The organism is Nocardia sp. NBC_01499 (assembly GCF_045040275.1).
GTDB lineage: Bacteria > Actinomycetota > Actinomycetes > Mycobacteriales > Mycobacteriaceae > Nocardia.
On record NZ_CP109426.1, the window covers coordinates 2,684,708 to 2,710,135 of the forward strand.

A 25,428-nucleotide genomic window follows, 5' to 3' on the forward strand; every position below is an offset into this window, starting at 1 on the left:
ATGTCTGCGAAGTAGCGGTTAAACGGAACGGTCGAGGCCCAATACCGTGCTGACGGCGTCGGGTTCGCCGGTGGTCTCGATGCGGACCTCGTCGCGGCCGAACGAGTGCAGTAGCAGCTCCGACGGTGCGCCGGTCAACGTCACCTCGTCGCCCGGCCTCGAACGAACGACCGCTCGTTTACCGTCCAGCGACTCCAACACGACCGTGACCGGGGATTTGCGGTAGGACCGCCGCGCCATGCGGCTGACCAGCGACCAGTACTTGTCCTCGTCGGCCTGCGAGATCTCGCGTGGCATCCAGCCGGGGCTGCCGCGGCGCACGTCCTCGTGGTGGACGAACATCTCGGTCAGATTGGCGAGCGCGTCGATCGGGCGCAGCGGCGACCACCACGGCGGCCCGGTCCTGACCAGTTCGAGCAGCTCGGGGAACGGTTTGCTGGCCACTTTCGCCTGCACGCCTTCGAGATACCCGGCGAACGGCTTCAGCATGATGCCCGGCGCGGCGTCGAGCCGTCGTTCGCGAACCACCAAGTGCGCGGCCAGGTCTCGCACCGTCCAGGTGCCACAGAGCGTCGGTGCCTCCGGCCCGACGGCCGTCATGGTCTCGACGAGTTCCTGACGTTCCCGCTGCGCGATGCTCACCCCCTGAACATACCGACCCGCAGACCATATGATTTCCCACACTCGAAATTGCGGGCGATTACCCGTGCGGCACCGCAAAAGTGTGCGGTCGTATTCGGGTCCGGGAGTGTGATATCGCCGCGGTTCGGCGCGCGAGAGCCCCCGAATTCTTGGGTACCGCAATGAGTGCTCGCTATGTAACTTGTCACTCGGTCCATCGGGTCGTGGGCCTCAAAAACAAGAAGGGCACATTCCCTGTGAAGAAGTTTGTGACTGGTGCGGCCATCGCGGCCGCAGCTAGTTGTGCGCTGGCTATCAGCGCGCCTGCCGCACAAGCCAAGGCGTACAACTACGGCGCGATCGCGCTGTCCACCTCTACCGGGCTGATCGGCTACTCCTACGACTACCCGGATTCGGCGGGGGCGCAGGCGCGGGCGGTCCGCGGCTGCGGCGCCGGAGACTGCGCGACGGTGGTCTGGTTCGCCAATGGCTGTGGGGCAGTTGCCTATTCCCGCCACAGCGGCGCCTACAGCTGGGGCTACGCCGCGTCCCGTGCCGGTGCGCAGGGTAAGGCGTTGTCCAACAACAACTCCGACGCCTATATCGTGCACTGGAACTGCACGTCCAACCACGGCTGACGTCCGCGCATCGATTTCAGGGGAAACATCGTGAAACACCGCACTTTCCGGACCGCCGTGGCCATCGTCCTCACCGCCGCCGCGTGCACGCTCACCGCCTGCGCCTCCGGTGACAAGCAGTCCTCGTCGCCGAGCAGCACCGCCAATGCCGACACCAAACCCGGCGAACTCCAGGGCGGAAGTGACAAGGGCGACAAGGAAACCGGCTCCGCGCCGACCACACCGTCCTCGCCCGTGCTGGCCAAGCCCTCGACACAGCAGCTGAACGACCGGCTCACCAAGGCGTTCGATCCGAACGTGCCGGACAAAGAGAAGATCGGCTGGATCCAAGCCGCGGAGCAGGATCCCTACCTGGTCGCCAACCTCGTCGACGCCGCCAAGAAGCAGAGAGTCAAGGTGGAGATCACCAACGTGAACGAGCCCACGGACGGCAAGCTGAAGGCCGACGCCGAGGTCACCATCGGCGGCACCCCGGTCGACGACGCGTTCGTCTCCTTCGTCTCCGAAGGCGGCGAATGGAAGGTCGATCACACCTTCGCCTGCAATATCGTCAAGAGCGCGAAAATCGAATCAGCGGCCTGCCAGGAATGAGCTGAGAAACCCGAAAAGCGCCGGTTGCCACGGGCATCCGGCGCTTTTCGTTATTCCAGGATCAGACGCCGATAACCGTGGGCACGATCATCGGACGGCGACGGTAGGTGTCGGCGACCCAGCGGCCGACGACGCGCCGCACGCTCTGCGCGATCCGATGGATGTCGGTGACACCCTCGGTCGCCAGCCGCAGCAGTTCCGCCTCGACCAGTTCGGCCGCGACGGTGAGCGCCGTCGGATCGTCGGAGAAGCCGCGTCCGTTGACCTCCGGCGTGCTGACCGCCTTGCCGGTGGTCTCGTCGATCGCGACGGTGATCGAGATGAAACCGCCCTCGCCGAGCACCAGGCGGTCCGACAGCGTCGATTCGCCGACGTCACCGACCGAGAGGCCGTCGACGTACACGTGGCCGACCGGCACCCGACCGACGATGGACGCGATCCCGTCGACCAGGTCGACCACGACGCCGTCCTCGGCGAGCATGACCCGGTCCTCCGGCACGCCGGTCGCGATGGCGAGCGCGGCATTGGCACGCAGGTGCCGCCATTCGCCGTGCACCGGCATCGCATTGGTCGGGCGCACCGCGTTGTACAGGTACAGCAGCTCGCCCGCGGACGCGTGCCCGGAGACGTGCACCTTGGCGTTCTGCTGGGTGATCACCGTGGCGCCGAGCCTGGCCAGGCCGTTCACCACCGCGAACACCGAGTTCTCGTTGCCGGGGATGAGCGAGGAGGCCAGCACCACGAGATCGTCCTCGCGGATGTTGATCTGGCGGTGATCGCCGCGGGCCATCCTGGACAGCGCCGACAGCGGCTCGCCCTGCGAACCGGTCGAGATCAGCACCAGGCGATCGCCGGGCAGTGTCGCGGCCTGGTCCAGGTCGACGACCACGCTGTCCGGCACGGTCAGATAGCCGAGATCCTGCGCGATCTGCATGTTGCGCACCATCGAGCGACCGACGAAACAGATTCGCCTGCCGTACTTTTGGGCAACATCGACGACCTGCTGGATGCGATGCACATGGCTGGCGAAGGAGGCGACGATCACGCGGTTGCGCGCCTTGCCGATCACCGTGTCGAGCACCCCGCCGATCTCGCGTTCCGGCGTGACGAAGCCGGGAACCTCGGCGTTGGTGGAGTCGACCAGGAACAGGTCGACACCCTCGTCGCCGAGCCGGGAGAACCCGGCAAGGTCGGTGAGGCGACCATCCAGCGGCAGCTGGTCGAGCTTGATGTCGCCGGTGTGCAGTACGACGCCCGCCGGGGTGCGGATGGCGACGGCGAGCGCGTCCGGGATGGAGTGGTTGACGGCGAAGTACTCGCAGTCGAACGGACCGTGCGTGGTGTGCTGGCCCTCGATGACCTCGATCAGCTTCGGCTGCTGGCGGTGCTCTCTGCACTTCGCCGCGACCAGCGCGAGGGTGAACTTCGAGCCGACGACCGGGATATCGGCGCGCAGCCGCAACAGGAACGGCACCGCGCCGATGTGGTCCTCGTGGCCGTGCGTGAGCACGACGGCGACGACATCGTTGATCCGGTGCTCGATCGGCCGGAAGTCGGGCAGGATCAGGTCGACGCCGGGCTGCTGATCCTCGGGGAACAGCACGCCACAGTCGACGATGAGCAGCTTGCCGCCGTATTCGAAAACGGTCATGTTGCGGCCGATTTCGCCGATACCGCCGAGCGCGAAGATGCGCAGGCCGTTCTTGGGCAGCTTCGGCGGTGCGCCGAGCCGGTCATGCGCGGGTGCCGCGGCACGCGGATCCTGTTGGGGCGCGGACTGTTCGGCGCGGCCGCGACCGGACTGCTGGCGGCCACGGCCGGATTTCCTTGCCTGCTGGCCGTTTTGCGGCGCTTCGGCGCGCGGGGCCGACTTCTTCGCCGGTGCGGACTTCTTCGCCGCGCTCGACTTCCTCGCGGTCTTCATCGCCGCGGGCTGCTCGGCGGGTGCGGACTGCACGGCCTCCGGCTGAGCTTCGGCCTGCGCAACGGCCTTTTGCGGCTTCTCGATGCGCGCCGGCTGCTCGGCGGGCACGGCCGGCGGCGGCCCCGCGGTGCGCGAGGCGGTTCTGCGCGGCCGACGTGCGACAGGTTCGGTCATGCCCGCACCTCGCTAACGCTCGGTTCCGGCCGGACCGGGGTCGCAGTGCCGATGATTCGCTCGCTCATGTGCACCTCGACGACGCTCAGCTCCGTCATGCGTGAGGCACACCGGTCATTTAGCTCGCTCTGGTTTGTGGTGATTCGCTCGCTCCGCTCTCTCATTCGAGCACCCCGGCTGCCCGTAGATCAGCAGCGAGGAACTCGAGTTGTTCAGGGTTCGGCATCAACTGCGGCAATCGCGGTTCACCCGCGTCGATCCCGAGCAGGCGCAGGCCGCCTTTGCTCATCGCGACACCGCCCAAACGGAACATCGCCGAGTTCAACGGCACCAGGGCCGCGTTGATCTCGCGGGCGCGCGCCACCGCGCCGGAGGTGTAGGCGGTGAGCAGCTCGCGCAGGCGCTCGGGCACGAGATGCCCGATGACGCTGATGAATCCGGTCGCGCCGATCGACAGCCATGGCAGGTTCAGCGTGTCGTCGCCGGAGTAGAAGGCGAGGCCGGTGTTCGCGATGAGGTCCGCGCCCGCGTTCATATCGCCCTTGGCGTCTTTCACCGCGACGATGCGCGGGTGCTCGGCCAGGCGGCGGATGGTGTCGCTGGCGATCGGGACCACCGAGCGCGGCGGAATGTCGTAGAGGGTGACCGGCAGGTCGGTGGCGTCGGCGACCGCGGTGAAGTGCGCGAACAGGCCCTCCTGCGAGGGGCGCGAGTAGTACGGCGTCACCACGAGCAGGCCGTGCGCGCCGGCGCGCTGGGCGTTGCGGGCGAGTTCGATGGAATGGGCGGTGTCGTAGGTGCCCGCGCCCGCGATCACGGTGGCGCGGTCGCCAACGGCATCGACGACGGCGCGGAGCAGGTCCGCCTTTTCCTGTTCGCTGGTGGTCGGCGATTCGCCGGTGGTCCCGGAGATGGCGAGTAGGTCGACGCCACGGTCGACTAGGCGGGCAGCGAGCGAGACCCCGGCATCGACGTCGAGCTTGCCGTCGGCACTGAAGGGGGTCACCATCGCGACACCTACTGTGCCGGACGCGCGCAGCTCCGATTGCGTCGATACACCGTTCGTCATGGTCAGAAAGGCTACCCGGTCGGCGGAACGCTCTCGACACCGTCGCCGCTGAATGGACCGGCCGGTCGGGTGCGGCGGCACCCGCCGCACGATCATGATGTCACTCCCGTCCTTGTGCGACATCAAATATGGCGTCACACTGATGTCATGGATCTGAACAAGTACACCGCCCGCCTGCGCGAGGACCTGATCGCGGCCGCCGCCCTCGGCGACGAAAAGACCCAGGCCACGGCGGCGGCGTTGGCCGCGGCGACAGAGAGCTCGGCCCGGCTGGTGCTGCTTGCCGCGCTGTCCGAACTGGCCGCCGAGCTCAATACCGAACTGGGTGACCGCACGGTGCACCTCTCCTTCGACGGCACCGAAGCCAAGGTCGACCTGCGCAAGCAGACCGCGGCCGACGATCATCCGACCTTCGAGGAAATGACCGGCGACATCAGCCGCGTCACCCTGCGCCTGGTCGAAACATTGAAGTCCAAGGCCGAAGAGGCCGCGGCGCAGAGCAACCAGTCGCTGAACTCCTGGTTGTCCGGCGCGGTCTCCGGCGCGCTCCGCGATCAGATGCGCGGCTACGGGCCCAAGCGCGACGTCTGACGGATCTCGCCGCGGTCCATGATCAACGGCACACGGTGGTGGCCTTACTCGGCCATGTGCCGTTGATCATGATTGCCGTTCTAGAGGAACGGTGCGAGGTTGCCTCGGGGGCCGATTACCACCTTGTCCAGTTCGAGCCAGTCGGCCATGTCGCGGAGAGACTCGGTGAGGGCGTGGGCGGTGGCGGGGGTGTCGTGGCCGGGTTCGGCGAAGGCGGCGGGGACGGACAGGCGGCCCGCCGCGCGTTCGGCGCGGAGGTCGACGCGGCCGACGAGTTCGCCGTTGAGTAGGAACGGGAAGACGTAATAGCCGTGCACCCGTTTGGGTTCCGGGGTGTAGATCTCGATGCGGTAGTGGAAGTCGAAGAGGCGTTCGGTGCGGGCGCGGAAGAAGATCAGCGGGTCGAACGGGCACAGCAGGGCGGCGCCCTCGACGCGGCGCGGGGTGGGAGTGCCCGCGCGCAGGTAGGCGGGCTTGTCCCAACCTTCGACCTCGACCGGGAGTAGTTCGCCCGCGTCGACTAGGTCGGCGATGGCCGGTTCGGTTTGGCGGCGGTGCAGGCGGTAGTAGTCGCGCAGGTCGGTTTCGGTGCCGATGCCGTGCGCGGTGGCCGCGCGGCGCACCAGTTCGCGTACCGAGTCCTCCTCGGAGACGTTGCGCGCCAAGACTTCCGGCGGGATCACGCGTTCGACCAGGTCGTAGTGCCTGGCGAAGCTGACGCGCTTGTCGACCGAAAGGGCACCGGAGGCGAACAGCTGCTCGCAGATCACCTTGGTGTCACTGAGGTTCCACCAGGAACCCTTGGCGCGCGGCTTGTCCAGTTCCAGATGCCGTTCCACCTCCCCGGCGGTGCACGCGCCGACCTCGGCAATGACATCCAGGATGTCTTTGGCCAGCGCGGGATTACGCTCGGTAACCTTCGTGGCCGCTCCCCAACGCCCGTTCTCGAACTGCTTCATCCGCCACCGCATCAGTGGCCAGTCCTCGACCGGGATCAGCGCGGCCTCGTGCGCCCAATACTCCACCAGCCGCCGCGGCCGCCGCGCAGTGTGGCTCCAGGCCGCCTCTTCGAGCAGCGTCCGATCATAGGCCCCGATCCGGCTGAACACCGGCGCATAGTGCGCCCGCACCACCGCCGACACCGAATCCAACTGCAACAGTTGCGTTTTCTCGATCACCCCGAGCACCGACCGCCGCGTGGCCCGCACCGGCTTGCGCGCCCCGAACCCCTGCGCCGCCAGCGCCACCCGCCGCGCCACCCCGACACTAATCTTCCGCATACCCCGCACAATGCCATGCGGGTCCGACAACCTTCGCGGGCTAGGTGGAGACCTTGATGCTTCCGGCGGCGTCTATTTCGGTGCGGCGGTCTTGGTGGGGGGCGTTGGCGAGGACGGTGGCCAGGATGCGGCGGCCCATCGGGAGGACTCGGACGGTGACCGAGCCGGCGTTGGCGGCGTCCAATTCCTTTGTCGCGGCTTCGATTACCTGTTGACGAACCCAGCGTGGGACACCGGCGAAGCCGCCGTCGTCGAGCAGAACCACCTCGACGCCGCGGGAGCGGGCGCCGCGGGCGGCGCTGCTGAGTTCGTCGGTGACGAGTTGAGGCGCGCGTAGGCCGTCGCGCAGTTCGGCTTCGAGCAGGCGACATTGTTCGCGTTCGGTGGCGGTGAGTTCGACACCGTCGGCGATGCGTTCCAGGATGGGCCTTGCCACCTTGTCGAGGCGGGCCAGCTGGCGGTCGCGTTCGCCGTTCTCCGCGGCCATGGTCGCCTCGGCGGCGGCGCGCATCGTCGACTCCTCGCGCAGCAGCCGCAGCGAACGCTGGGTGGGCCGCATGATCACCGCGAAGAGCGAGACACCGGCCACCGTGGAGATCGGCACGATAGATCCGGCGATCACGCCGCCGCGCAGCCCGTTCACCACGCCGACGGTCGCGATCACCACCGCGACGCCACCGACGCCGAGCCACGCCGCGCCGAGCCGACCGCGCAGCACGAGCACCGCGAGCACATAGGACGACGCGAACGCGGTCCACACCTGCCTCGACCAGCCGTAATCGACACCGAACGAGGTGAGCGCGGTCGCCACCGGACCGGACGCGGCCACGAACACCGTCGCGGGCAATGGCAGCGGATCGACCGGGATCACCAGCACCAGTACCCCGGCCGCGGCCAGCAGCACCAGCGCGGCCACCGCCGCGATCAGCGGTGAATCGCCGAAGTTGCGCACCATGTACAGCACGATGGTCGCCTGCAAGATGAGCAGGAACAGCCCGGCCGCCGGATCCCGCAGTCCGAGTAGGTCCCGGAGCCCGAATTCGGTATCGGTGTCAGCCATCACTGCCCCACACCAACGTCACCGTGGTGCCCTCGCCCGGTTGTGATTCCACGAAGCCGGCGCCGCCTGCGAGCTGGCGCATCCGCCCGAGAATGCTCACCGAGATGCCGAGGCGATCGACGGGCACATGACTCATATCGAAACCCGCACCGTCATCACGGAATACGACCCTGATGCCACCCGCGCTGATCGTCACCGTGACGGTGCGCTGCACCTCGCGGCCCGGCACCGTGGCATGACGCAGGCTGTTGCGCACCGCCTCGGTGAGCGCGGCGGCGATGGTGCCCGCGGCGTCCACCGGCAGGCGCAGGTCGTCGAATCCGGACCAGCGCCGCGCGGTGAAGCGGATACCCGGGTTGACCTCGTGCACGGCCGAACGCAGGAACCCGCTGGCCGACTGTGCGTCGAGCCGATTCGGTTCCGAGTCGCCGACCCGGCATTCGTCGAGCTGTTCGAGTGTCCGTTCGGCTTGCCGGCGCAGCACCGGCGAGTCGGTACCCGCCCTTGACGCGTCGAGCAGGGTGGACAGCACCGCGTCGTGGATCAGCGCGGCGAAGCGCGCACGTTCCCGGTCGCGGGCCGCGGCACCCGCGACGGCCGCCGCGCGCCTGCTCTCGATCGCCGATTCCCGGTCAACCCGATCCGCGGCGGCTTTGGCGTAGACGGCACACCACAGGAACAGCGCACACAATCCGGCCGCGCGCACGAAGTCACCGGCGAACACCACGGGCGTCGCGTCCGAGACCACGAACGCGTTGGCGCAGGCCGACAGCACCGCACCGATCACGAGGTAGCCGACCGCGATCATCGGCCGCCACGCCAGCACGGCCGCGAGCACGCCGAGCGCGAGCACGCGATACAGCCACACCGAGGAGGTGTCGGGTTCCGGATTCGGATACGCGAACGGGATCACGGCCATCGCCGCGAGAAAGCTCACCGCCGCCGCACCGGCGACCAGCTGGATGAGGTGCCTGCTCGACGCGATCGACACCGCAGCGAGCACCGGGAACAGCCCGAAAGCCAGTACCACCGTGAGGATTGTCCAGCCACCGGCGACGAACCGGCTCTGGTCCGCGATCTCCGGCAGCTCCACCACCGCGACGATCACCCCGGCGATTCCGATCGCCAGCCCGAAGCGGCGCAGAATGCGATCGGACGCGCCTTCGTAGCCACTCGAGGCCGACGCCGGAGCACTGCCCCGGCGCCAACGGCTCGTGGTGATGCGATCGAGTGACACGGGGGTGGTCGGGGTGTCCAGCATGCTGGACGCGGTCATGACTCCGCCTCGCTGTGCGCTGGGCACCACCACGATCGCGCGGTCGGCAGTGCATGGTGTTCGCGCGCGCTGCGCTCGCTCATCCGCGCGGGTGCCGCTCGGGTACCGGAAGCCATCCGTCCTCCACCGCCCGCTTGTACAGGTCGGTCTTGGTCGGCGCCGGGCGGCCCGCGTCGGCGTACTTCTGCCGGATGCGACCAAGGTAGTCGTTGACCGTCTGTTCGGACAGACCGGTCAATCGCGCTACCCGAGAGGCCTTTTCGCCGGATGCGTACAGCGTGAGCACCTCTTCCTGACGCGGGCTCAGCCCGACGTCGGACAGCTGCGGGTCGCCGTCGATGGCGGCGGCCCAGTCGGTGGTCACCACCTGTTCGCCAGAGCCCGCACGGCGCACGGCCGCGACGACGGTCTGCACGTCCTCGGATTTGCGCACCACGCCGAGCACACCGGCCCGTGCGGCGGACCGCACGAGGAACGCGTTGTCCGCGCCGGTGAAGATCAGCACCTCGATGCCGCGGTCGCGCAGGGCTCGCACGTTGTCCTCGGGCGTCGAGCCGTCGGCCAAGCGCAGGTCGAGCACGACCAAGTCCAGTTGCGGTAGATCCTGAGCGGCGGCCAGTAATTCCGGTACCGTGCCAGCGGTCAACACCAGGTCGAGATCGGGTTCCGGCGCAAGCATGGCAGCCAGTCCGATCGCTACTGATTCGTGGTCTTCGACCACTCCGATCCGGCGCGGTGCGTTATTGCCCCCTTCGGCCAACGTCACCTGAAATCTCCATTCCCGAGCAAACTCGTCACATCCCCACCGCAACAACGTTCTGTCAGTATGCCGGGCCGAAGCACCGAATGGTCAGACACCAGAAATCGGGGCCGTCTGTTATTTGTAACCGGCATGGATTGTCACTGCTAGCTATTTCGAGGACAAAAACTGTCAGTCGCCCATTAGTTGCGCGGCAATGGTCGCACCGAGTTCCCAGCAGCGCTGGATGTCGTCCTTGATCGGTGGCCCCGACACGATGACCGGCGCCGCTGCCGGTGTCCAGCCGAGGCCGGTGGTGATCTGCCCGACACCGCGTTCGGCGCCCTCGGTGCCTTCGTTGCCGTGCAGATAGAAACCGAACGGCCGACCGCGCGTCGAGTCCAGACACGGATAGTAGAACGTGTCGAACGCGTGCTTGAGGGCGCCCGACATGTAGCCGAGGTTCGCCGGGCTGCCGAGCAGATATCCGTTGGCGGCCAGCACATCCGAGGCTGTGACGGCGAGTGCGGCGCGGCGCACGACGTCCACCCCTTCGATCTCCGGGTCGGTCGCGCCGGAGACCACCGCCTCGAACATGGCCTGCATGTGCGGGGACGGCGTGTGATGGATGATCAGCAACTGCGCCACGGGTCGAGCCTAGTGCGCGGCGCGGGTCGTGCGGCACTTGCGCAGTCCCGCCGGCTATTTCGCTTGGTCGCGTTCGAGTTTTTCCAGTGCTACCGCGCGGCGCATGGTTGCGCGGGCGCGGGTGCGGTCCCCGGCGTAGTCGTAGGCGCGGGCCAGGCGATAGGAGACGCGCCAGTTGTCGGGGTCTGCTTCCCATTCGGTTTTCACCTGGGCGAATAGCTCGTCGGCCGCGTCGCGTTCGATCCGGCCGGACGGGCGGTGCGGTAGTTCGGAGGTGTCGAGTTCGCGGCCCTCCTCGTGGATGCGGCGGGCCAGGTGCTGGTGGGCTAGGGCGGCGCGCACGGTCGCGGCGACGACCCAGGCACCGACGAACGGCAGGATCAGCACGCCGATGCCGATGAGGATCGCGGCGACGCCGCCGGAACCGATGAGGCTGAACGCGATTCGGCCGAGGAGCAGGAAGTAGAAGCCGAGCACGAGGACGAGCACCGCGAGGAACGCGACGACCTTGACGACTTCCCGGTTCTGCCTGGTCCCATCCGCGGCACTCACGACGCCACCTCGCTAGCGCTCGGTTCCATCGTGCGCACCTGCGCGCCGCATCTTCGGTTCACTCGCTGACGTTCGCTCACGACGCCACCTCGGTGCGGACCGCGGTCTCGTTCACGACCGCGCCGCGTTGATCTCCGGCCGCGCCGTTCGTACGGGCCTGGGTGGGAATGGTTCGCTCGTTCACAGGTCGAGGAACGGGTCGAGTCCGACGGTGAGGCCGGGGCGGTTGGCGATCTCGCGGACGCCGAGCAGCACGCCGGGGGCGAAGGACGATCGGTCGATGGAGTCGTGCCGGATGGTGAGGGTCTCGCCCTGGGTGCCGAACAGCACCTCCTGGTGGGCGACCAGTCCGGCCAGGCGGATCGAGTGCACTCGGACGCCGTCGACGTCGGCGCCGCGGGCACCATCCAGTTCGGTGGTGGTGGCGTCGGGGCTGCGGCCGACGCCTGCCTGGTCGCGGGCGGCGGCGATCAGGCCCGCGGTGCGGTAGGCGGTGCCGGAGGGCGCGTCGGCCTTGTTCGGGTGGTGCAGTTCGATGACCTCGACCGATTCGAAGAACCGGGCGGCTTGTTCGGCGAAGCGCATGGACAGCACCGCGCCGATGGCGAAGTTCGGTGCGATCAGCACGCCGGTGTCGGGGCGGTCGGCCAGCCAGCCGCGCACCTCGTCGAGGCGGGCGGCGTCGAAGCCGGTGGTGCCGACGACCGCGTGGATGCCGTTCTGTACCAGGAACTTCAGGTTCCCCATCACCACGTCTGGGTGGGTGAAGTCGACGACGACCTGCGCGTTCGCCTCGGTGAACGCGTCGAGCGAATCGTCCTTGTCGACGGCGGCGACCAGTTCCAGATCGGCCGCCGCGTCTACCGCCGCACAGATGGCCTGTCCGACTTTGCCGCGCGCTCCGAGTACTCCGACCCGTGTGGTCACCGCACCTCCTCTTTCCGTTTTCGTCGGTGTCAGCCTATCGACCGTGTCGGCGCGGCAGTCTGCTGACCTCTGTGATTTACATTGCTACATGCGCATGTTTGCGCCTGGCCGACATCTGACTCACCGTCGCGGGCGTGACTTCGATTCGCGAGCGGGCAGCGGTCTTTCTACGGCAGCACGATCGTAAGAAACTCAGTGTCGGGCAGCATGATTGGCGGTACTTCACCGGCGGAATTGGCGATCCGGTGCTGCTGCTCAGTGGTGGCGCGGGGATCAGTATCGGCTGGCTCGATTTAGCGGATGCGCTGATGCCGCGGTTCCGGACTATCGCGCCGGACTACCTGTCGAGCGTCGCGACCTGTGCCGAGTTGGTCGACGGCGTGGTCGCGGTGCTCGATGCGGGGGGATCGATCGAGCTCACGACTGCGCCTCGCTGACGCTCGGCTCCGTCGTGCGCCCAGGCGCGCTGTATCCCCAGTTCTGGATCGAGCAGGTTCTGACGGCCACCGACGCGGCGGGTAGCGCGGGTGCCGCCAATTCCTATCGTCTGCTGCTCGAACTCGCCGAGGGCGTCGACAAGCTCATGCGCGGGCCCGGATGGGCTGGACCCACTGTGATTTTCCGAGCGGACGACGATCCGCTGATCACCACCACCCACGCCGATCGCCTACGCGACCTGCATCCCGGCTGCGATTTCCGCACCTTCACCGAGCGTGGTCACTCCCTGCTGATCAGCCGAACCGCCGACTACATCGAGGTCGGGACCGAATTCCTCACCCGCACATAACTATTCGCCCCACGGGCACAGTAACCGCACCCCGGTGCCACGGAAGTCCTTGCGGTTGCGCGTGACAACGGCAAGTCCGTGCGCCTCGGCCGTCGCCGCGATGAGCGCGTCGACAGCATCGACGCGTTGCCCGATGCTTTCGGCTCTGGCGCGGATTCGGCCCCAGGCTTGCGCGACGCCGAAGTCGACCGGTAGTAGTCGCTTATCGAATCTGTCGGCGACCTGTTCGGACAGCCAGGTGGTCAGGCGTGCCTTGCGCCGTCCGTCGGACATCCGGTCGACGCCTCGACGAATCTCCCCGATGGTGATGACGCTGAGGAACATTCGTTCCTCGTCGGCTTCGTGCAACCACTCCATCAGCCCGCGGTCCGGTCGCGGCTTGATCCACTCCGAGACGGCGTTGGTGTCCAGGAGATAGCCTGCGGGCTCGACCTCGAATGCCGTCACAGGGTCACGTCGCGGTGATGCGATTCCGTCCTGTCCCGGTCCACGACTAGATCGGCATCACGTAGCGGCGAGTCGGCGAAGAATTCGGCCAAGCTCCCCTGCCGCGCGTTCCGCCGACGCCATTCATCGATGGGTACGACGACGGCGACCTCTCGTCCATGCTTACTGATCACTTGCGGTCCCTCCCGTTCCACCTTGTCGATCAACTCGGACAACCTGGCCTTTGCGTCGGCAAGGGGCCATGCGACATCAGGTCGCTCCGATCGCTTTCGAGCCATCTGATCACCCGTTTCGACCACTTTGACTACTCTGGTCAGTTCAGGTTACTTACTTGGTCGCGGCGGCGCCAGCCATATTTTCGGCCAATTTCTCCAGCACCCGCATGGTCTCGGCGAAGTGCTCGTCGGTGATGCTCGGCGTCCCATTCCGCCGGATGGAAGAGCACGACGCGATCACCAAAGCCGTCGAAGCGGCGCGTCCATGGCTTCGACGCCGGGCCGCGGCCCTGCCACTCGTCAGTCGAAAACGATGACCTGCCGAAGGGCGTGACCTGCGGCGAGTTCGTCCATGGCGTGGTTGATTTCGTCGAGGCCGATGTGCGCGGACACCAGACGTTCGACCGGCAAACGGCCCGCACGCCACATGCGGACATAGGTGGGAATGTCGCGGGCGGGGACCGCCGAGCCCAGATAGCTGCCGACGATCGAACGGCCTTGCGCGACAAGGGCAAGCGGGGAGATGCTGGCACGAGCATCGGGGGCGGGCAGACCGACGGTCACCGTGGTGCCACCGGCAGCCGTTGCGGCGACAGCGGTTTCGAAGGCGCGGATATTGCCCGCCGCCTCGACGACTATCTCCGCCTGCACACCCAGCTCGGCCACCTGAGCCGGCGTATAGGCGGACGTGGCACCCAATTCCTTTGCCAGGGCCAGCTTTTCCGGAACCGTGTCGACGGCGATGACCTCGTGACCATCGGCCGCCAGCGACACCGCGACCAGCACCGCCGCCATGCCGACGCCGCCGAGCCCGACCACCATGATCCGGTCCCCCGGCCCCGGTTTCGCCGAATTCAACAGCGCGCCACCGCCGGTCAACACCGCACAGCCGAGTACGGCCGCCACCTCGGGCGGCACGTCGTCGTCCACCGGAACCACCGACCTGCGGTCCACCACCGCGTGCGTCGCGAAGGCGGACACCCCGAGGTGATGGTGCACCTCGGCGCCGTCGCGGCTCAATCGTCTTCCGCCGCCGAGCAATTCGCCCGCGTTGTTGGCGACGCTGCCCGGCACGCAGGGCGTCCGGCCGTCGGTCGCGCAGCCCGCGCATTCGCCGCAGCGCGGCAGGAAGGTCATCACCACGCGCTGCCCGATCGCGAGATCACTACCGCCAGGACCGATCGCCTCGATCCGTCCGGCCGCCTCGTGCCCGAGCAGCATCGGCACCGGCCGCACCCGATTGCCGTCTACTACCGACAGGTCTGAATGGCACAGCCCGGCCGCCTCGATCCGCACCAGCAGTTCGCCCGCCCCCGGCTCGCCCAGGTCAAGCTCGCCGACGCTGATAGGCGCCGACTCGGCGAACGGCACCGGCGCCGCGATCCGCTCCAGGATCGCCCCACGAATCTTCATTCCGCCGACGCTACCGCCCGAACTGTCCGAGGCACAGGGGCGGTGGACGGCTAACGCACCCGCTCGGCCACCGACGTCGCGCGATACAGCAACCACTCCAGCGGTCCGCGGCGGAAGAAACGGCTCCAGCAGTACGCGAACATCATGATGATGGCGCTCAGGCTGAGCAGCACCGGGAGCGAACCGGCGGGGAGTACGTCGAAGCCGAGTACCGCGATCGCGGCCACATGGAAAACGTAGGCGGTCAACGACATGCTGCCGACCGCGATCAAGGGCGTGGCCATCCGCCGGAATCGCCGGGACCCGTCGGCCGCGGCAAGGCAGGCGATCAGCACCGTGAGCGCGACGCCGGTGTTCGCGACGATCGACAGCGTGGTTTCGCTGTGTGGCATCGCGACAAACAGGTATCGCCAGTCTGTCGGCTGGTCGGCCAGGTCGGACCACCATGGTGCGTACATGATTCCGCGCTCTGCCACGTCGGGCGCGGAAGGCAGTGCCAACGCGGAGCCGCCGTAGCCGAGCACCGCAAGGCCGATGCCGGTCGCCGCAAGTCGAACGCGAATCACGGTGGCGGCCAAGTCGAGTCGCGCCACCGCCATACCCGCGATCACGAACGGCATCCAGGCCAGCGCCGGGTAGCCGCCGGTGAACAGCAGCCCGACCAGTCCATCGTTGCTCCCGATCGGATCGCCGCGCCCGGCCACCCAGGCCAGCGGATCGAACCGATTGACGGCGGAGGTCCAGCCGGGGTCCGTCGCGATCACCAGGAACGCGAGCTGCGGCAGCACCAGCGCGCTCACCGCCGCGACCACGGCCAAGGTGGCGGCGCGCAGCCGGGACAGCGGCAGCGCCAGCAGGAAGTACAGCCCGTAGTAGGCCAGGATCACCTCGACCTTCGTGCCGGACGCGGTCAGCGCGGTACCGAGCACGAGCAGGATGCCCGCCCGGATCAGTATCTTCACCCGCGCCTGCCGGCCCGCCTGCCCCGCCTTCGGCGCCCGACGACCGGTGATCAGCAGGATCGAGAACCCCGCGAGAAACGCGAACAGCGCCGACGACCGACCATGCGTCACCTCCATGACGAACCCGACGAACCCACCCTCCGCCGGCTCCGGCCCCACATGCGCCGCATACATCCCGAGCACCGCGAGCCCCCGCGCAAGATCAACCCCGATCAACCGCGCACCAGCCCGCACCGCGTCACCAACCGGCGCACCATCAGCAACCCGCGCTACCTCACCCGTCCGCGCTACCTCACCAACCCGCGCTACTTCACCAACTTGCGCTACGTCGCCAGCCTGTGTCGCGCCACTGGCCCACGCCATTTCACCAACCCGCGCTGCGCCACCAACCGGCGCTACGTCACCAGCCCCCGTTGCGCCACCGACCTGCGCTCCCTCACCAGCCCGCGCTACGCCACCGACCTGCACTCCCTCGCCAACCCGCGCTACGCCAACCGGCGCTACGTCACCAGCCCCCGTTGCGCCGCCAGCCCGCGCTACCTCGCCAGCCCGCGCGACCTCACCAACCCGCGTTGCGCCACCAACCGGCGCTACGTCACCAGCCCGCGTTGCCTCACCAACCGGTGCGGCCTCACCAATCTGCGCGACCTCGCCAGCCCGCGTTGCCTCACCAACCAGCGCTATCTCACCAAGCGGCGTTGCGCCACCGGTCCGTGCTCCCTCACCGGCCCGCGTTGCGCCATCAACCCGCGCCGCGTCATCGGCCCGCACAACATCACCCACCCGATTCACATCACCCACCCGAGCACCCTGACCGACATCGACTGCAGCCGGAAGTCCGTTCTGTGGCATCCTTTCAGCGTTCAGAAGGCCTGATCCATCCGGTATCCGGCATACGTCCGGATCGTTCCCCCGATCGGTGGCTGGTACCCCGCCGACCGGCTGGACCATCCCCGCCGGTCGGTCGTCCCACCGCCTCGCCGACGGGTCGGCGTATCGGGGGGATCTAGGCTCACGGCTGCGCCTCGCTGACGCTCGGCTTCGTCGTGCGCACCGGGGCGCGGTATTTCTGGTTCGCTCGTGCACGGGTGGAAGCGGCGATGGGGGGCGATGGAGGTGTTGCGGGTGATCCGGGTGGTGGTCGTCGATGACGAAGCGCTGGTGCGCTCGGGTTTCGAGCTGATTCTGAACGCGGCCGCCGACATCGAGGTGGTTGCGACGGCGACCGGGTCGGAGGCGCTGGCGGCGGTCACGGCGACGCGGCCGGACGTCGTGCTGCTCGATATCAGGATGCCCGACGTCGACGGCCTGACGGTGCTGCGACAGCTGCGCGCCGTGCCGAACCCACCGGTGGTCGCGATGCTGACGACCTTCGACACCGACGATTACATCCTGTCCGCATTACGTTCCGGCGCAGCGGGTTTCGTGCTCAAAGACACCGAACCCGAGCAGCTCGCCCAGCTGACGCGCACCCTCGCGGCGGGCGGCGTCGTGCTGTCGCCGAAGGTCTCCGCCACCCTGCTGCGCAACGCAGAACCCGCCGCCACCACCGACATCGACGCCGCGCGCGTGGAACGCCTCACCGAACGGGAACGCGCGGTGCTGGTGCTGCTCGCCGACGGGCTGTCGAATGCCGAGATCGGTCAGCGGATCCACCTGAGCGTCGGCACGATCAAGGACCATGTCAGCGCGATCTTCACCAAATTGCGGGTGACCAGCCGGGTACAGGCGGCGTTGCTCGCACAGCGAGCGGGACTGCTGCCGTGAACCGGCTCCCGCCGTGGCTCGTCGACCTTGCGCTGGTCGCCGTGGCCGTGGCCGACGTGCTCGCCGACGGCGAGGCCCGCTCGCCCGTCGAGTTCGCCGCGGCAGGCCTCGCCTGCGCCGCCTTGCTGCTGCGTCGCCGCCTTCCGCTGCTCGCCTTCGCGCTGACGCTGCCCGCGAGCTGGATGCTCGCCATCCTCGCCGCCCCCGCGATCGCGCTGTACACCCTGGCCGGACGCACGAGCAACCGCGCGCTGCTGTGGGGTTCGGTGCTCGCCACCTCGATCGCCGCGTCCGCGCCGTGGCCGCCGGGCCATCCCCTCGACCAGCGCGGCATGCTCGTCACCTTCGCGTACTCGCTGGCCTGGGCGGGTGCCCCGGTGCTACTCGGCCAGCTCGTGCGGACCCGCCGCGACCTGTCCGCCCGATTGGTCGAGATCGAGGAGGCGCGCGACCACGAACGGCAATTGCACGCCCAGGCCGTGCTCGCGCGCGAACGGGCGCAGATCGGCCGCGAAATGCATGACGTCGTCGCGCATCAGGTCAGTTTGATCGCGGTGCGCGCGGGCGCGCTCCAGGTCGCGGCCACCGACGCCGACGCGATCGAGGCCGCACGCACCATCCGCAGGCTCAGCGTCGACACCTTGGACGAGCTCCGCCATATGGTCACGCTGCTGCGCGCCGCTGGCGGTCAGAGCACCGAGCTCACGCCACAGCCGACGCTGGCCGATCTGCGAAAGTTGCTCGACTCCAGCGGTATTCAGGTCGAGCTGCGCGGCGAGCTGCCCGACGAGCTTGCCGCGCCCGGCCAGCGCGCGATCTATCGAACGGTGCAGGAGGCGCTCACCAACGTCCGCAAGCACGCGCCGGGCGCGACCGCCACCGTGTCGCTGTGGCACGACGCCGACTCCCTCGGCGTCACGGTCACCAATACCGAGCCGACCAGGCCCGCGGTGGCACTGCCCAGCTCTCGGCACGGGCTGATCGGCCTCGCCGAACGCGCCGAACTGCTCGGCGGTAGTTTCGAGTCCGGCCCGACCGCCGACCGCGGCTATCGCGCGGCGCTGCGCGTGCCCCGCTGACCCGAAACACGCTGCGGAACACTGGGTACTGGCGAAATCCACGGGACCTTTGCTAGCGTCGATGACCGTGACGGTGCTCCCGTTGGCCGCCTTGTACCGAGCCCGGGGTCGGGACCGTCACGGCACAAGGAGAAACTCCACTGTCAGTACAGTTCAATCACACCATTGTCGGATGCCGCGATAATCGAGTGACCGCCGAATTCTGGGCGGACCTCCTCGATTCGGAACTCGGGACCGAATGGGGGCCGTTCATTCCGCTCCCCTTGGACAACTCGGTTACCTTCGATTTCGCGAACGTGCCGCCACATGTCACCGAAATCCAGCCTCAGCACTACGCGTTCTTGATCTCCGAACCCGAATTCGACGTGGCATACGCCAAGATCCAGCGCTACAAACTGGATCACTGGGCCGACCCTCGTCAACAGGGTGTCAACGAGATCAATCACAACGACGGCGGCCGCGGCGTCTACTTCCTCGACCCCAACGGCCACTTCATGGAATTGATCACCGTTCCGTACGGCGGTTGGCCGAGCTGAAAGATCAGGGGCGGCGTTCAGCTGGGCGCCGCCCCGTTTCACTCGTCGGACAGCTCAGGCGGCCACGGATTGGGTTTGACGTTGGCCGGTTTGCGCGTCGGGATGTCGTCCCAGTCGAAATGCGTGCCGACCCAGGCCGTTGGACGCTCGAAGCTGACTTCGCCGGCGGTGAATCGGGCGTCGACGAAGGAGATGTCGCCGAAGAAGTCGCCCTCGCTGAAATCGACGGAGCGACCGGCGAACGTGGTGCCCGCGAACGTGGTGGTGCCGTGGAATTCGGCTCGGCTGAAGTCTGTTTCGCGAGTGCCTCGGTTGCGCATGCGCGCGGGCGTGCCGATGCGAGTGTCGTCGAACGCCACGGTGCCCGCCTCGAAGTGCGCGCCCGCGAAGGTGATTCGCGGACTCGAGATCTCCGCGCCGGTGAAGGCGAGGTGCTGACCGTCCAGGGTGGCGCGCTCGAACGAGGTGAGGTCGGCGTGGAACTTGGTGTCCTGGAACGAGGTTCGGGCCCCGGCCGAGCTGATGCCGATGAAGGTCGTGCGCGGGCCGACGAAGGTGGCGTTCTCGAACGACACCGAGCCGTCGAACGTCGCGCCGTCGAAGGTTGTGCCATAACCGGCGCGTTCGACCTTCTCGACGCGGGTCGAACCGAAGCGCGCGTGGTCGAACAGCGCTGGCCCGTCTTCGAAACGCGCATCGCGGAACGTGACGTGCGGTCCGGCGAAGATCGCGTGCTCGAACGTGGTGCGCCCGATGAACACCGCGCGGGCGAAGGAGGTGTGCCGTCCGGTAAAGATCGCGTATCGGAAATCGGCCCGCTCGATAACGGCGTTGTTGAAGGTGAGCTCACAGTCGGACCAGGAGATGTCGGCCGACCGCTTCAAATGATCGGCGATCACCTGCACGATGGTGCGGCGCACCTCGCGATCGTTCTGCCTGAATTGGTAGACGCGCTCGACCTTCAGACCGGACTCGTCCACCGTTTCCGCCTGCGACACAAGATGGTTCGCACCGGCGACCGGATCATAGGGCAGTCGCAGATACCCGCACAGCACGTCGACGCATTGCTGGCGGCGGCCGCGCGCACGGAACTCGTCCGCGACCCCGGCCATGGCGTACACCCCGGCGATCCGCACCGCGACGTCCGCGTCGCCCAGTTGCCGCGAGGCCGCCCCGAACAAGTCGGCGAAACGCCCGCGTTCGAGATCGCGCTGCCGCCGATAGGCCACCACCAAAGCAACGGTGGCACCGACTCCCGCGGCCACCGACAATGCGATCTTGGTGAGATCAAGCTGATTCGGCGTCTCGGCCTTCGCACCGAACGCCAGCCACAGCAGCCACCAGGTGAGCGCCGCGATACCGAGGCCGCAGACAACCGCGACCAGCACCGCAAGCAGCAACGCCGCGCGGTGCAGTCGGTCGCCCAACCTCCCCCATCGCATTAGCGCATGGTAGCCGCATTGCCGCCCGTCGACTACCGGACAAGATCGGCTATCGCTGCGCCCCAAACCCTTTCAAATGTCCTCTATCCACGAGTGGCGCACCATGCCGACGTTCGCCGCAGGCGGGTGCCGCTCGACGGCGTCATTGCGACAACACGGACACCGAACGACGCGGGTCCAGTTCAGGACCCGCGTCGCTGGGCTACTCATACGTTCCGCTCGAGTAGTCTGCCGACATGTCCGCTTCCGATTCGCTCGATCCGGTGGCCGAGGTCGAGGCCGTGCACGCGCTGCTGTCCACGTGGCTGGGGACCGACGCGAAACCCGAGGTCCTTGAGCGTTTCGCCGCGACCCAGCACGACACCTTCTCCATGGTGACCACCTCCGGCGCCCGGCTCAGCCGCTCCGAACTGCTGTCGGGCCTGCGCCGCGCCCGGCACTCCAGCCCAGGTCTCGATATCGAGATCACCGAGGCCGAGGTGCTGTTCGCCGCGGGGAACGTGACCGTGATCCGTTTCTTGGAGCGACATCACCTCGCTGGAAGGCACGCCGACCGCTGGACGACCGCGGTGCTGACCGCCGAGGCCAACCCGCCCCGCTACAGCTGGCGAGTACTGCACGAGACCGACGCGCCCAACGATTGAATCGCCTGCGGTGAGAACTAGTTCAGCCCGGTGATGAACTCGCCGAAACGACGGTTCGCCGCGCCTGGCTCGAACAACCGCTCCATTTCCGCCCGAGCGACCTGGCGCCGGAATTCACCGTGATACGAGGTGTCCCCGGAGTTGTGCACCAATTCGGTCAACCACGTCGCATACGCCTGATAGTTCCACACGTGGCGAAGGCACGTCGACGAGTAACTGTCGAGCAGGCTCGAATCGTGTTCCTGGTAACGGATTACGGCCACCTCGGCCAAGATCGTCAGCCACGCGTACCCGTATTCGTGGGCGTACCGGGTGAGGGACGCGCTGGGGATGGCTGCCCTGCTGACGCCACGGTCACCGTCACAGCCAGCGACGAACTCGGAGTTGATCACCCGCGTAGCGCCCGCGGTATCGCCCAAAGCGGGAATACCACTACGCTATGCACGCCCCGCACTGCTCACCACCGGCATCCTGCCGCCCGATGCCGGAATCCCGCCAATCACTAGCGCGCGGTGCACATTCCAACTTTCCGAGCCAGCGGGGTTGGTTCGTCGGTACCGTCGCGATCATGGCTAATGATGTGTTGGTGCTCGGGGCGGGCGTGATCGGATTGACCACCGCGGTGTGCCTGGCGGAGGAAGGGCATCGGGTTCGGGTGTGGGCGGAAAGACTGCCTGGCCGAACGACCTCGGCGGTGGCGAGCGGGTTGTGGGGACCTGGTGCCACGCCGAGGGATTCGGCGTGGAGTCGGGTGACATTCGCCGAGTTCTCCCGGCTGGCCGACGATCCGGCGTCGGGACTGCATTTCGAACGCGGACTTCAGGTTTCGAGCGTCTGGTCCGAAATACCCTCGTGGATAGACGATCTGGTCGATGTGGAAGTGTGCGCCCCGGACGAGCTGCCCGACGGCATGCTGATCGGCTTCCGGTGCACGGCCCCGCTCATCGATTTGCCGCGCTACCTGCGATACCTGACCGAACGCCTCGCGGCGCGCAACGTCGAGATCGAGCAGCGGACGGTGCGCGATCTCGCCGAGGCCGCGGCCGCGGCACCCGTCGTGGTGAACTGCACCGGCGTGGCGGCGGGCGAACTCGCGGGCGACGCGGCGGTGCAGCCGGTACGCGGACAGCACGTCATCGTCCGCAATCCCGGCATCTCCGACTACTACGTCGAACTCGGCGGCCAACCCCAGTGGGCGGCCTACTTCCCGCACGGCGAACGGCTGATCCTCGGCGGCGTGCGGCAACGCGGACAGTGGAGCCTGGAGCCGGATCCCGAAGTGGCCGAACAGATCCTGCGCCGCTGCATCGCGGTCGAGCCGAAACTCGCCGACGCGGAGGTGATCGGCCACGAGGTCGGCCTTCGCCCCGGCCGCACCGAAGCCAGGCTCGACGAGGAACGCGTCGGCACGGCCAGGGTCGTGCACAACTACGGCCACGACGGGCAGGGCGTCAGTCTCTCCTGGGGCAGCGCTCGCGAGGTCGCTGGGATGCTCGCCGATCGTTGACTCTGACACCGTGTCAGGCCATAGACGTGGATGGTCATAGTTCCGACCGGAGGGCCACGGCCATGAAACTCGACTACGCCACGCAGAGCAGGTTCACCGACCCGGGCGCGTTCGTGCCGTGGGTCGCCGCGATCGATCCGGATCCGGCGGCGCTACGCGAGGCCGCCGCCGGGTTGGTGTTCCACTTCTGGGGCAACGGTGATATCTCCGAGCATGGCTTCGCCGCGCAGCGGCGCGCGGAGATCGACCTCCGCTACGCCGCGGACATCTTCGCCAGGCTGCACGAGCTGAATCCGGCACCCCTCGACGCGGAACGCGCGCCGACCGAGCGGGTAGTCGGCTGCTGCCGAGACTTCACGTTGCTGTTCGTCGCCATGGCTCGCCAGCACGGGATTCCGGCTCGCAGTCGCACCGGATTCGCCACGTATCTGATGCCGGGCTTGGCAACGGACCACACGATCGCCGAGATCTGGGACACCGAGCAGGGGCGCTGGCGACTCATGGACCCGCAGTTCGCGCCGGGCTACCAGGATCCCACCGACGGCACACCGCTTGACCTGCTCGACATTCCGAGGGACCGGTTCCTCGTCGGCGCCGATGCCTGGGCCGCGTGCCGTGGCGGCGCGGCAGACCCAGCCCGCTTCGTCGTCTCCCCCGACCAACCCGCACCCTTCCTGCGCGGCTGGCCCTACCTACTGCACAACCTCGTACTGGACCTCGCCGCGCTGAACAAGCACGAGATGATCCTCTGGGATCTATGGGGACCGCTCGACACCTCCGCGGAGGTCGACGCACGAACAATCACCGAGATGGACGCCCTGAGCGAGCTACTCCGCGACCCTGCGACCGAAATCGACAGCATCCGAGCGGCTTTCGAAACGGGAGCGCTGCGAGTTCCCGCGCTGATTCACACCGCGACGCCACCGGCCGGAGTGCCGCGCCCGATCACCCTGCGCTGAGTTCGCATACGGTAATCCGCTGCGACTCCGCCATTTCCAGATCGAGCAGCCGCCTTGCCCGAGGCACGACGAAGGTGCGATTGACGACGAGCCACAGCCCGACCAGCCCGATCAGCGGCAGACCCGACAGCAGCGACGACTTGCCCGCCTCGTCGGGCGAGTAGCTGTAGATCACCACCACGCGCAACACCGCGTCGGCCAGCAGCGCCAAACCCAATGTGGCGGTGATGAATCGGTAGCTAGCCCGGAACCGCGCCGATTTCAGCCAGGTTCGGTCGAACCCCTCGGCCCGCAATGGATCTCCCTTCGCGGCAACGGGTTTGAGCGCGTCGCGCATGAGCGGATGATCCGTCCAGGTAGTGGCGAGCATGAGGATCCCGGCGACGGCGATGTACAGCGAACTTCTTGCCAGCACGAACCGTGCGTCGCCACTGATCGAGGTCACCACGACACCGACGGCGACTTCGGCGACCACCAGGACCGCGAACCTATCGATCCGGCGTGTATCGCTCTGCCGCAACCTATTTCGCAGTAGCTCACCGAGGACGATCAGCCCGACAACGACCGCACCCGCCACCATGCTTGCCGTATCCCCCAGCCCGCCCAGGTAGCAGCCGATGAGTACCGCGGTGGACGCGACGGCCGTGACGGTGGCCAATCGCCAACGGAATTGGCCGGTCTGCATGCCACCGCCGATGGCCTTGGCGCCCAGCAGCGTGCCGCCGAGGGACAGCCGGATCGCGGCGGGCAGTCCGGTCGGTGCGAGCAGAGCGAAAACCACCGTTGGAAGCAGCAGATCGATGGCCGTGTTCGCGACCCTCAGGGCCAGCCACCGGGCCTTCTCGCGCTTGCCGATCGTGCCGTTCATGAATCCCCTAAATCTCTCAGTAGATAACTATCTTAGTTTGTAAGATAGCGAGAGGCTAAGCTATATTGAGGACATGACGCAAGAGGTACCACCGGCGCAGGCCGCAGACCCGACCATCCTCGGCCGCGAGTTCGCGTCGGCAATGGTCAACTTTCATGCCGCTACGGGCAAGCTCCTCGGGCTCAGCGCGGTCGAGCGCAAGTGCATGGACACGCTGCGCATCCTCGGCCCGGTGACGGCGGGCGTCATCGCCGAACACACCGGCCTGACCTCCGGCGCGGTCACCGGTTTGGTGGATCGGCTGGAGAAGGCTGGTTACGCCAAGCGCACTCGTGACCAACAGGACAGGCGCAAGGTGCTGGTGGAGCTCGTCCCCAACGAGCAGGCCGACGCATTGATGGGCGCGGCTTTCATCCCGTTCGGCGCGGAGATGACCGAACTGATGTCGAGGTACACCCCCGCGGAGTTGGTCGCGATCAGCGACTGGATTCGCAGAACCACCGACATCCTGGTGACCAACACCCGCCGGATCTCCGACCCCGATTTCAAGAACACGGCAGCGCCCTGAGCGAGCAACTCCGACAACCGAATTCGGCGGAAATGCGAAACCCCGGCCGCTGAGGACCGGGGTTACGTTGAGCGGATGACGGGATTTGAACCCGCGACCCTCACCTTGGCAAGGTGATGCGCTACCACTGCGCTACATCCGCAA

30 protein-coding genes and 1 tRNA gene are annotated in these 25,428 nt (G+C 67.5%); 13 read left to right on the forward strand and 18 right to left on the reverse strand.

All coding sequences use genetic code 11. The features are described from left to right. Window positions 1-18 precede the first annotated feature (18 nt). The gene (locus OG203_RS12280; protein ID WP_405165776.1) at window positions 19-642 is read right to left on the reverse strand and encodes a TIGR03085 family metal-binding protein; all 624 of its coding nucleotides are present in this window, start codon (window positions 640-642) and stop codon (window positions 19-21) included. Window positions 643-878: 236 nt separating this feature from the next. Here OG203_RS12280 and OG203_RS12285 point away from each other — a divergent pair, with 236 nt between their 5' ends. Both OG203_RS12285 and OG203_RS12290 read left to right on the forward strand, forming a co-directional pair. Beyond that, complete coding sequence (locus tag OG203_RS12285) at window positions 879-1,259, forward strand: DUF4189 domain-containing protein (RefSeq protein ID WP_405165777.1); 381 nt, start codon at window positions 879-881, stop codon at window positions 1,257-1,259. Window positions 1,260-1,289: 30 nt separating this feature from the next. Beyond that, on the forward strand, window positions 1,290-1,850 hold the full coding sequence (locus tag OG203_RS12290) for a hypothetical protein (RefSeq protein WP_405165778.1): 561 nt from the start codon (window positions 1,290-1,292) through the stop codon (window positions 1,848-1,850). Between the two features lie 61 nt (window positions 1,851-1,911). On the opposite strand, the gene OG203_RS12295 is transcribed toward OG203_RS12290, so the two are convergent. Both OG203_RS12295 and dapA read right to left on the reverse strand, forming a co-directional pair. Then, on the reverse strand, window positions 1,912-3,948 hold the full coding sequence (locus tag OG203_RS12295; protein WP_405165779.1) for an RNase J family beta-CASP ribonuclease: 2,037 nt from the start codon (window positions 3,946-3,948) through the stop codon (window positions 1,912-1,914). A 160-nt stretch (window positions 3,949-4,108) separates the two neighbouring features. Then, window positions 4,109-5,017, reverse strand: coding sequence for a 4-hydroxy-tetrahydrodipicolinate synthase (gene dapA / locus OG203_RS12300; protein WP_405165780.1), 909 nt, complete (start codon window positions 5,015-5,017; stop codon window positions 4,109-4,111). A 147-nt stretch (window positions 5,018-5,164) separates the two neighbouring features. Here dapA and OG203_RS12305 point away from each other — a divergent pair, with 147 nt between their 5' ends. Continuing rightward, the gene (locus OG203_RS12305; RefSeq protein ID WP_405165781.1) at window positions 5,165-5,608 is read left to right on the forward strand and encodes a hypothetical protein; all 444 of its coding nucleotides are present in this window, start codon (window positions 5,165-5,167) and stop codon (window positions 5,606-5,608) included. A gap of 80 nt (window positions 5,609-5,688) precedes the next feature. On the opposite strand, the gene OG203_RS12310 is transcribed toward OG203_RS12305, so the two are convergent. The 7 genes from OG203_RS12310 to dapB form a co-directional block, all read right to left on the reverse strand. Beyond that, window positions 5,689-6,888 carry a winged helix-turn-helix domain-containing protein gene (locus OG203_RS12310; protein WP_405165782.1) on the reverse strand — a complete coding sequence of 400 codons (1,200 nt, stop codon included), beginning with the start codon at window positions 6,886-6,888 and terminating at the stop codon, window positions 5,689-5,691. Window positions 6,889-6,928: 40 nt separating this feature from the next. Beyond that, a complete protein-coding gene (locus OG203_RS12315) occupies window positions 6,929-7,948 on the reverse strand; it encodes a hypothetical protein (protein WP_405165783.1) in 1,020 nt (339 codons plus the stop codon). Then, the gene (locus tag OG203_RS12320) at window positions 7,941-9,224 is read right to left on the reverse strand and encodes an ATP-binding protein (RefSeq protein WP_405165784.1); all 1,284 of its coding nucleotides are present in this window, start codon (window positions 9,222-9,224) and stop codon (window positions 7,941-7,943) included. Before OG203_RS12320 ends, OG203_RS12315 begins: the two co-directional genes overlap by 8 nt. Before the next feature lie 79 nt (window positions 9,225-9,303). Next, on the reverse strand, window positions 9,304-9,990 hold the full coding sequence (locus OG203_RS12325) for a response regulator (protein ID WP_150405770.1): 687 nt from the start codon (window positions 9,988-9,990) through the stop codon (window positions 9,304-9,306). A 165-nt stretch (window positions 9,991-10,155) separates the two neighbouring features. Continuing rightward, window positions 10,156-10,611 (reverse strand): flavodoxin family protein, encoded by a 456-nt coding sequence (locus OG203_RS12330; RefSeq protein ID WP_405165785.1) that lies wholly within the window; start codon window positions 10,609-10,611, stop codon window positions 10,156-10,158. 54 nt (window positions 10,612-10,665) lie between these two features. Further along, window positions 10,666-11,163, reverse strand: a complete 498-nt coding sequence (locus OG203_RS12335; RefSeq protein ID WP_405165786.1) for a hypothetical protein — start codon at window positions 11,161-11,163, stop codon at window positions 10,666-10,668. A 180-nt stretch (window positions 11,164-11,343) separates the two neighbouring features. Then, a complete protein-coding gene (dapB, locus tag OG203_RS12340) occupies window positions 11,344-12,090 on the reverse strand; it encodes a 4-hydroxy-tetrahydrodipicolinate reductase (protein WP_405165787.1) in 747 nt (248 codons plus the stop codon). A gap of 134 nt (window positions 12,091-12,224) precedes the next feature. Between dapB and OG203_RS12345 the strand changes: the two genes are divergently transcribed. Next, a complete protein-coding gene (locus OG203_RS12345; protein WP_405165788.1) occupies window positions 12,225-12,527 on the forward strand; it encodes an alpha/beta fold hydrolase in 303 nt (100 codons plus the stop codon). Window positions 12,528-12,541: 14 nt separating this feature from the next. After that, window positions 12,542-12,877, forward strand: coding sequence for an alpha/beta fold hydrolase (locus OG203_RS12350; protein WP_405165789.1), 336 nt, complete (start codon window positions 12,542-12,544; stop codon window positions 12,875-12,877). Here the strand turns inward: OG203_RS12350 and OG203_RS12355 are convergent, their stop codons facing one another. The 4 genes from OG203_RS12355 to OG203_RS12370 form a co-directional block, all read right to left on the reverse strand. Next, window positions 12,878-13,324: a type II toxin-antitoxin system VapC family toxin gene (locus tag OG203_RS12355; protein WP_405165790.1), complete on the reverse strand. Its 447-nt coding sequence runs from the start codon at window positions 13,322-13,324 to the stop codon at window positions 12,878-12,880. It lies immediately after the preceding gene. After that, window positions 13,321-13,602: a type II toxin-antitoxin system Phd/YefM family antitoxin gene (locus OG203_RS12360; RefSeq protein ID WP_405165791.1), complete on the reverse strand. Its 282-nt coding sequence runs from the start codon at window positions 13,600-13,602 to the stop codon at window positions 13,321-13,323. Before OG203_RS12360 ends, OG203_RS12355 begins: the two co-directional genes overlap by 4 nt. 237 nt (window positions 13,603-13,839) lie before the next feature. Next, window positions 13,840-14,952, reverse strand: coding sequence for an alcohol dehydrogenase catalytic domain-containing protein (locus tag OG203_RS12365; protein WP_405165792.1), 1,113 nt, complete (start codon window positions 14,950-14,952; stop codon window positions 13,840-13,842). Between the two features lie 50 nt (window positions 14,953-15,002). Next, window positions 15,003-16,088 carry a DUF418 domain-containing protein gene (locus OG203_RS12370; protein WP_405165793.1) on the reverse strand — a complete coding sequence of 362 codons (1,086 nt, stop codon included), beginning with the start codon at window positions 16,086-16,088 and terminating at the stop codon, window positions 15,003-15,005. Between OG203_RS12370 and OG203_RS12375 the strand changes: the two genes are divergently transcribed. The 4 genes from OG203_RS12375 (at window position 16,074) to OG203_RS12390 (ending at window position 19,296) form a co-directional block, all read left to right on the forward strand. After that, a complete protein-coding gene (locus OG203_RS12375; protein WP_405165794.1) occupies window positions 16,074-16,790 on the forward strand; it encodes a hypothetical protein in 717 nt (238 codons plus the stop codon). The genes OG203_RS12370 and OG203_RS12375 overlap by 15 nt on opposite strands. A gap of 234 nt (window positions 16,791-17,024) precedes the next feature. Continuing rightward, on the forward strand, window positions 17,025-17,681 hold the full coding sequence (locus OG203_RS12380) for a response regulator (RefSeq protein ID WP_405165795.1): 657 nt from the start codon (window positions 17,025-17,027) through the stop codon (window positions 17,679-17,681). Next, window positions 17,678-18,760 (forward strand): sensor histidine kinase, encoded by a 1,083-nt coding sequence (locus tag OG203_RS12385; protein WP_405165796.1) that lies wholly within the window; start codon window positions 17,678-17,680, stop codon window positions 18,758-18,760. The genes OG203_RS12380 and OG203_RS12385 overlap by 4 nt, the downstream gene beginning before the upstream one ends. A gap of 140 nt (window positions 18,761-18,900) precedes the next feature. Further along, window positions 18,901-19,296, forward strand: a complete 396-nt coding sequence (locus OG203_RS12390; RefSeq protein ID WP_405167853.1) for a VOC family protein — start codon at window positions 18,901-18,903, stop codon at window positions 19,294-19,296. Between the two features lie 38 nt (window positions 19,297-19,334). Here the strand turns inward: OG203_RS12390 and OG203_RS12395 are convergent, their stop codons facing one another. After that, window positions 19,335-20,738 carry a pentapeptide repeat-containing protein gene (locus tag OG203_RS12395; RefSeq protein ID WP_405165797.1) on the reverse strand — a complete coding sequence of 468 codons (1,404 nt, stop codon included), beginning with the start codon at window positions 20,736-20,738 and terminating at the stop codon, window positions 19,335-19,337. 236 nt (window positions 20,739-20,974) lie between these two features. Between OG203_RS12395 and OG203_RS12400 the strand changes: the two genes are divergently transcribed. After that, window positions 20,975-21,382 carry a hypothetical protein gene (locus OG203_RS12400; RefSeq protein WP_405165798.1) on the forward strand — a complete coding sequence of 136 codons (408 nt, stop codon included), beginning with the start codon at window positions 20,975-20,977 and terminating at the stop codon, window positions 21,380-21,382. A 17-nt stretch (window positions 21,383-21,399) separates the two neighbouring features. Here OG203_RS12400 and OG203_RS12405 read toward each other — a convergent pair whose 3' ends face one another. Continuing rightward, window positions 21,400-21,801: a hypothetical protein gene (locus tag OG203_RS12405; RefSeq protein ID WP_405165799.1), complete on the reverse strand. Its 402-nt coding sequence runs from the start codon at window positions 21,799-21,801 to the stop codon at window positions 21,400-21,402. Window positions 21,802-21,950: 149 nt separating this feature from the next. Here OG203_RS12405 and OG203_RS12410 point away from each other — a divergent pair, with 149 nt between their 5' ends. After that, a complete protein-coding gene (locus OG203_RS12410) occupies window positions 21,951-22,889 on the forward strand; it encodes an FAD-dependent oxidoreductase (RefSeq protein WP_405165800.1) in 939 nt (312 codons plus the stop codon). A 62-nt stretch (window positions 22,890-22,951) separates the two neighbouring features. Then, window positions 22,952-23,848 carry a transglutaminase domain-containing protein gene (locus OG203_RS12415; RefSeq protein ID WP_405165801.1) on the forward strand — a complete coding sequence of 299 codons (897 nt, stop codon included), beginning with the start codon at window positions 22,952-22,954 and terminating at the stop codon, window positions 23,846-23,848. Here OG203_RS12415 and OG203_RS12420 read toward each other — a convergent pair. Next, a complete protein-coding gene (locus tag OG203_RS12420) occupies window positions 23,835-24,716 on the reverse strand; it encodes a VC0807 family protein (protein WP_405165802.1) in 882 nt (293 codons plus the stop codon). The genes OG203_RS12415 and OG203_RS12420 overlap by 14 nt on opposite strands. Window positions 24,717-24,789: 73 nt before the next feature. On the opposite strand from OG203_RS12420, the gene OG203_RS12425 reads away from it, so the two are divergent. After that, window positions 24,790-25,284 (forward strand): MarR family winged helix-turn-helix transcriptional regulator, encoded by a 495-nt coding sequence (locus tag OG203_RS12425; RefSeq protein ID WP_405165803.1) that lies wholly within the window; start codon window positions 24,790-24,792, stop codon window positions 25,282-25,284. A 70-nt stretch (window positions 25,285-25,354) separates the two neighbouring features. Here OG203_RS12425 and OG203_RS12430 read toward each other — a convergent pair. Further along, a tRNA-Gly gene (locus OG203_RS12430) sits at window positions 25,355-25,426 on the reverse strand. Window positions 25,427-25,428 lie beyond the last annotated feature (2 nt).

Excerpts from the sequence above, each read along its gene's own strand:
- OG203_RS12365 (WP_405165792.1), bottom strand. The coding sequence starts at position 14,952 with ATGAAGATTCGTGGGGCGATCCTGGAGCGGATCGCGGCGCCGGTGCCG.
- OG203_RS12420 (WP_405165802.1), bottom strand. The coding sequence starts at position 24,716 with ATGAACGGCACGATCGGCAAGCGCGAGAAGGCCCGGTGGCTGGCCCTG.
- OG203_RS12320 (WP_405165784.1), bottom strand. The coding sequence starts at position 9,224 with ATGACCGCGTCCAGCATGCTGGACACCCCGACCACCCCCGTGTCACTC.
- OG203_RS12370 (WP_405165793.1), bottom strand. The coding sequence starts at position 16,088 with ATGTATGCGGCGCATGTGGGGCCGGAGCCGGCGGAGGGTGGGTTCGTC.
- OG203_RS12315 (WP_405165783.1), bottom strand. The coding sequence starts at position 7,948 with ATGGCTGACACCGATACCGAATTCGGGCTCCGGGACCTACTCGGACTG.
- OG203_RS12415 (WP_405165801.1), top strand. The coding sequence starts at position 22,952 with ATGAAACTCGACTACGCCACGCAGAGCAGGTTCACCGACCCGGGCGCG.
- OG203_RS12380 (WP_405165795.1), top strand. The coding sequence starts at position 17,025 with ATGGAGGTGTTGCGGGTGATCCGGGTGGTGGTCGTCGATGACGAAGCG.
- OG203_RS12295 (WP_405165779.1), bottom strand. The coding sequence starts at position 3,948 with ATGACCGAACCTGTCGCACGTCGGCCGCGCAGAACCGCCTCGCGCACC.
- OG203_RS12305 (WP_405165781.1), top strand. The coding sequence starts at position 5,165 with ATGGATCTGAACAAGTACACCGCCCGCCTGCGCGAGGACCTGATCGCG.
- OG203_RS12360 (WP_405165791.1), bottom strand. The coding sequence starts at position 13,602 with ATGGCTCGAAAGCGATCGGAGCGACCTGATGTCGCATGGCCCCTTGCC.
- OG203_RS12375 (WP_405165794.1), top strand. The coding sequence starts at position 16,074 with ATGCGCCGCATACATCCCGAGCACCGCGAGCCCCCGCGCAAGATCAAC.
- OG203_RS12310 (WP_405165782.1), bottom strand. The coding sequence starts at position 6,888 with ATGCGGAAGATTAGTGTCGGGGTGGCGCGGCGGGTGGCGCTGGCGGCG.
- OG203_RS12425 (WP_405165803.1), top strand. The coding sequence starts at position 24,790 with ATGACGCAAGAGGTACCACCGGCGCAGGCCGCAGACCCGACCATCCTC.
- OG203_RS12410 (WP_405165800.1), top strand. The coding sequence starts at position 21,951 with ATGGCTAATGATGTGTTGGTGCTCGGGGCGGGCGTGATCGGATTGACC.
- OG203_RS12395 (WP_405165797.1), bottom strand. The coding sequence starts at position 20,738 with ATGCGATGGGGGAGGTTGGGCGACCGACTGCACCGCGCGGCGTTGCTG.
- OG203_RS12400 (WP_405165798.1), top strand. The coding sequence starts at position 20,975 with ATGTCCGCTTCCGATTCGCTCGATCCGGTGGCCGAGGTCGAGGCCGTG.
- dapA (WP_405165780.1), bottom strand. The coding sequence starts at position 5,017 with ATGACGAACGGTGTATCGACGCAATCGGAGCTGCGCGCGTCCGGCACA.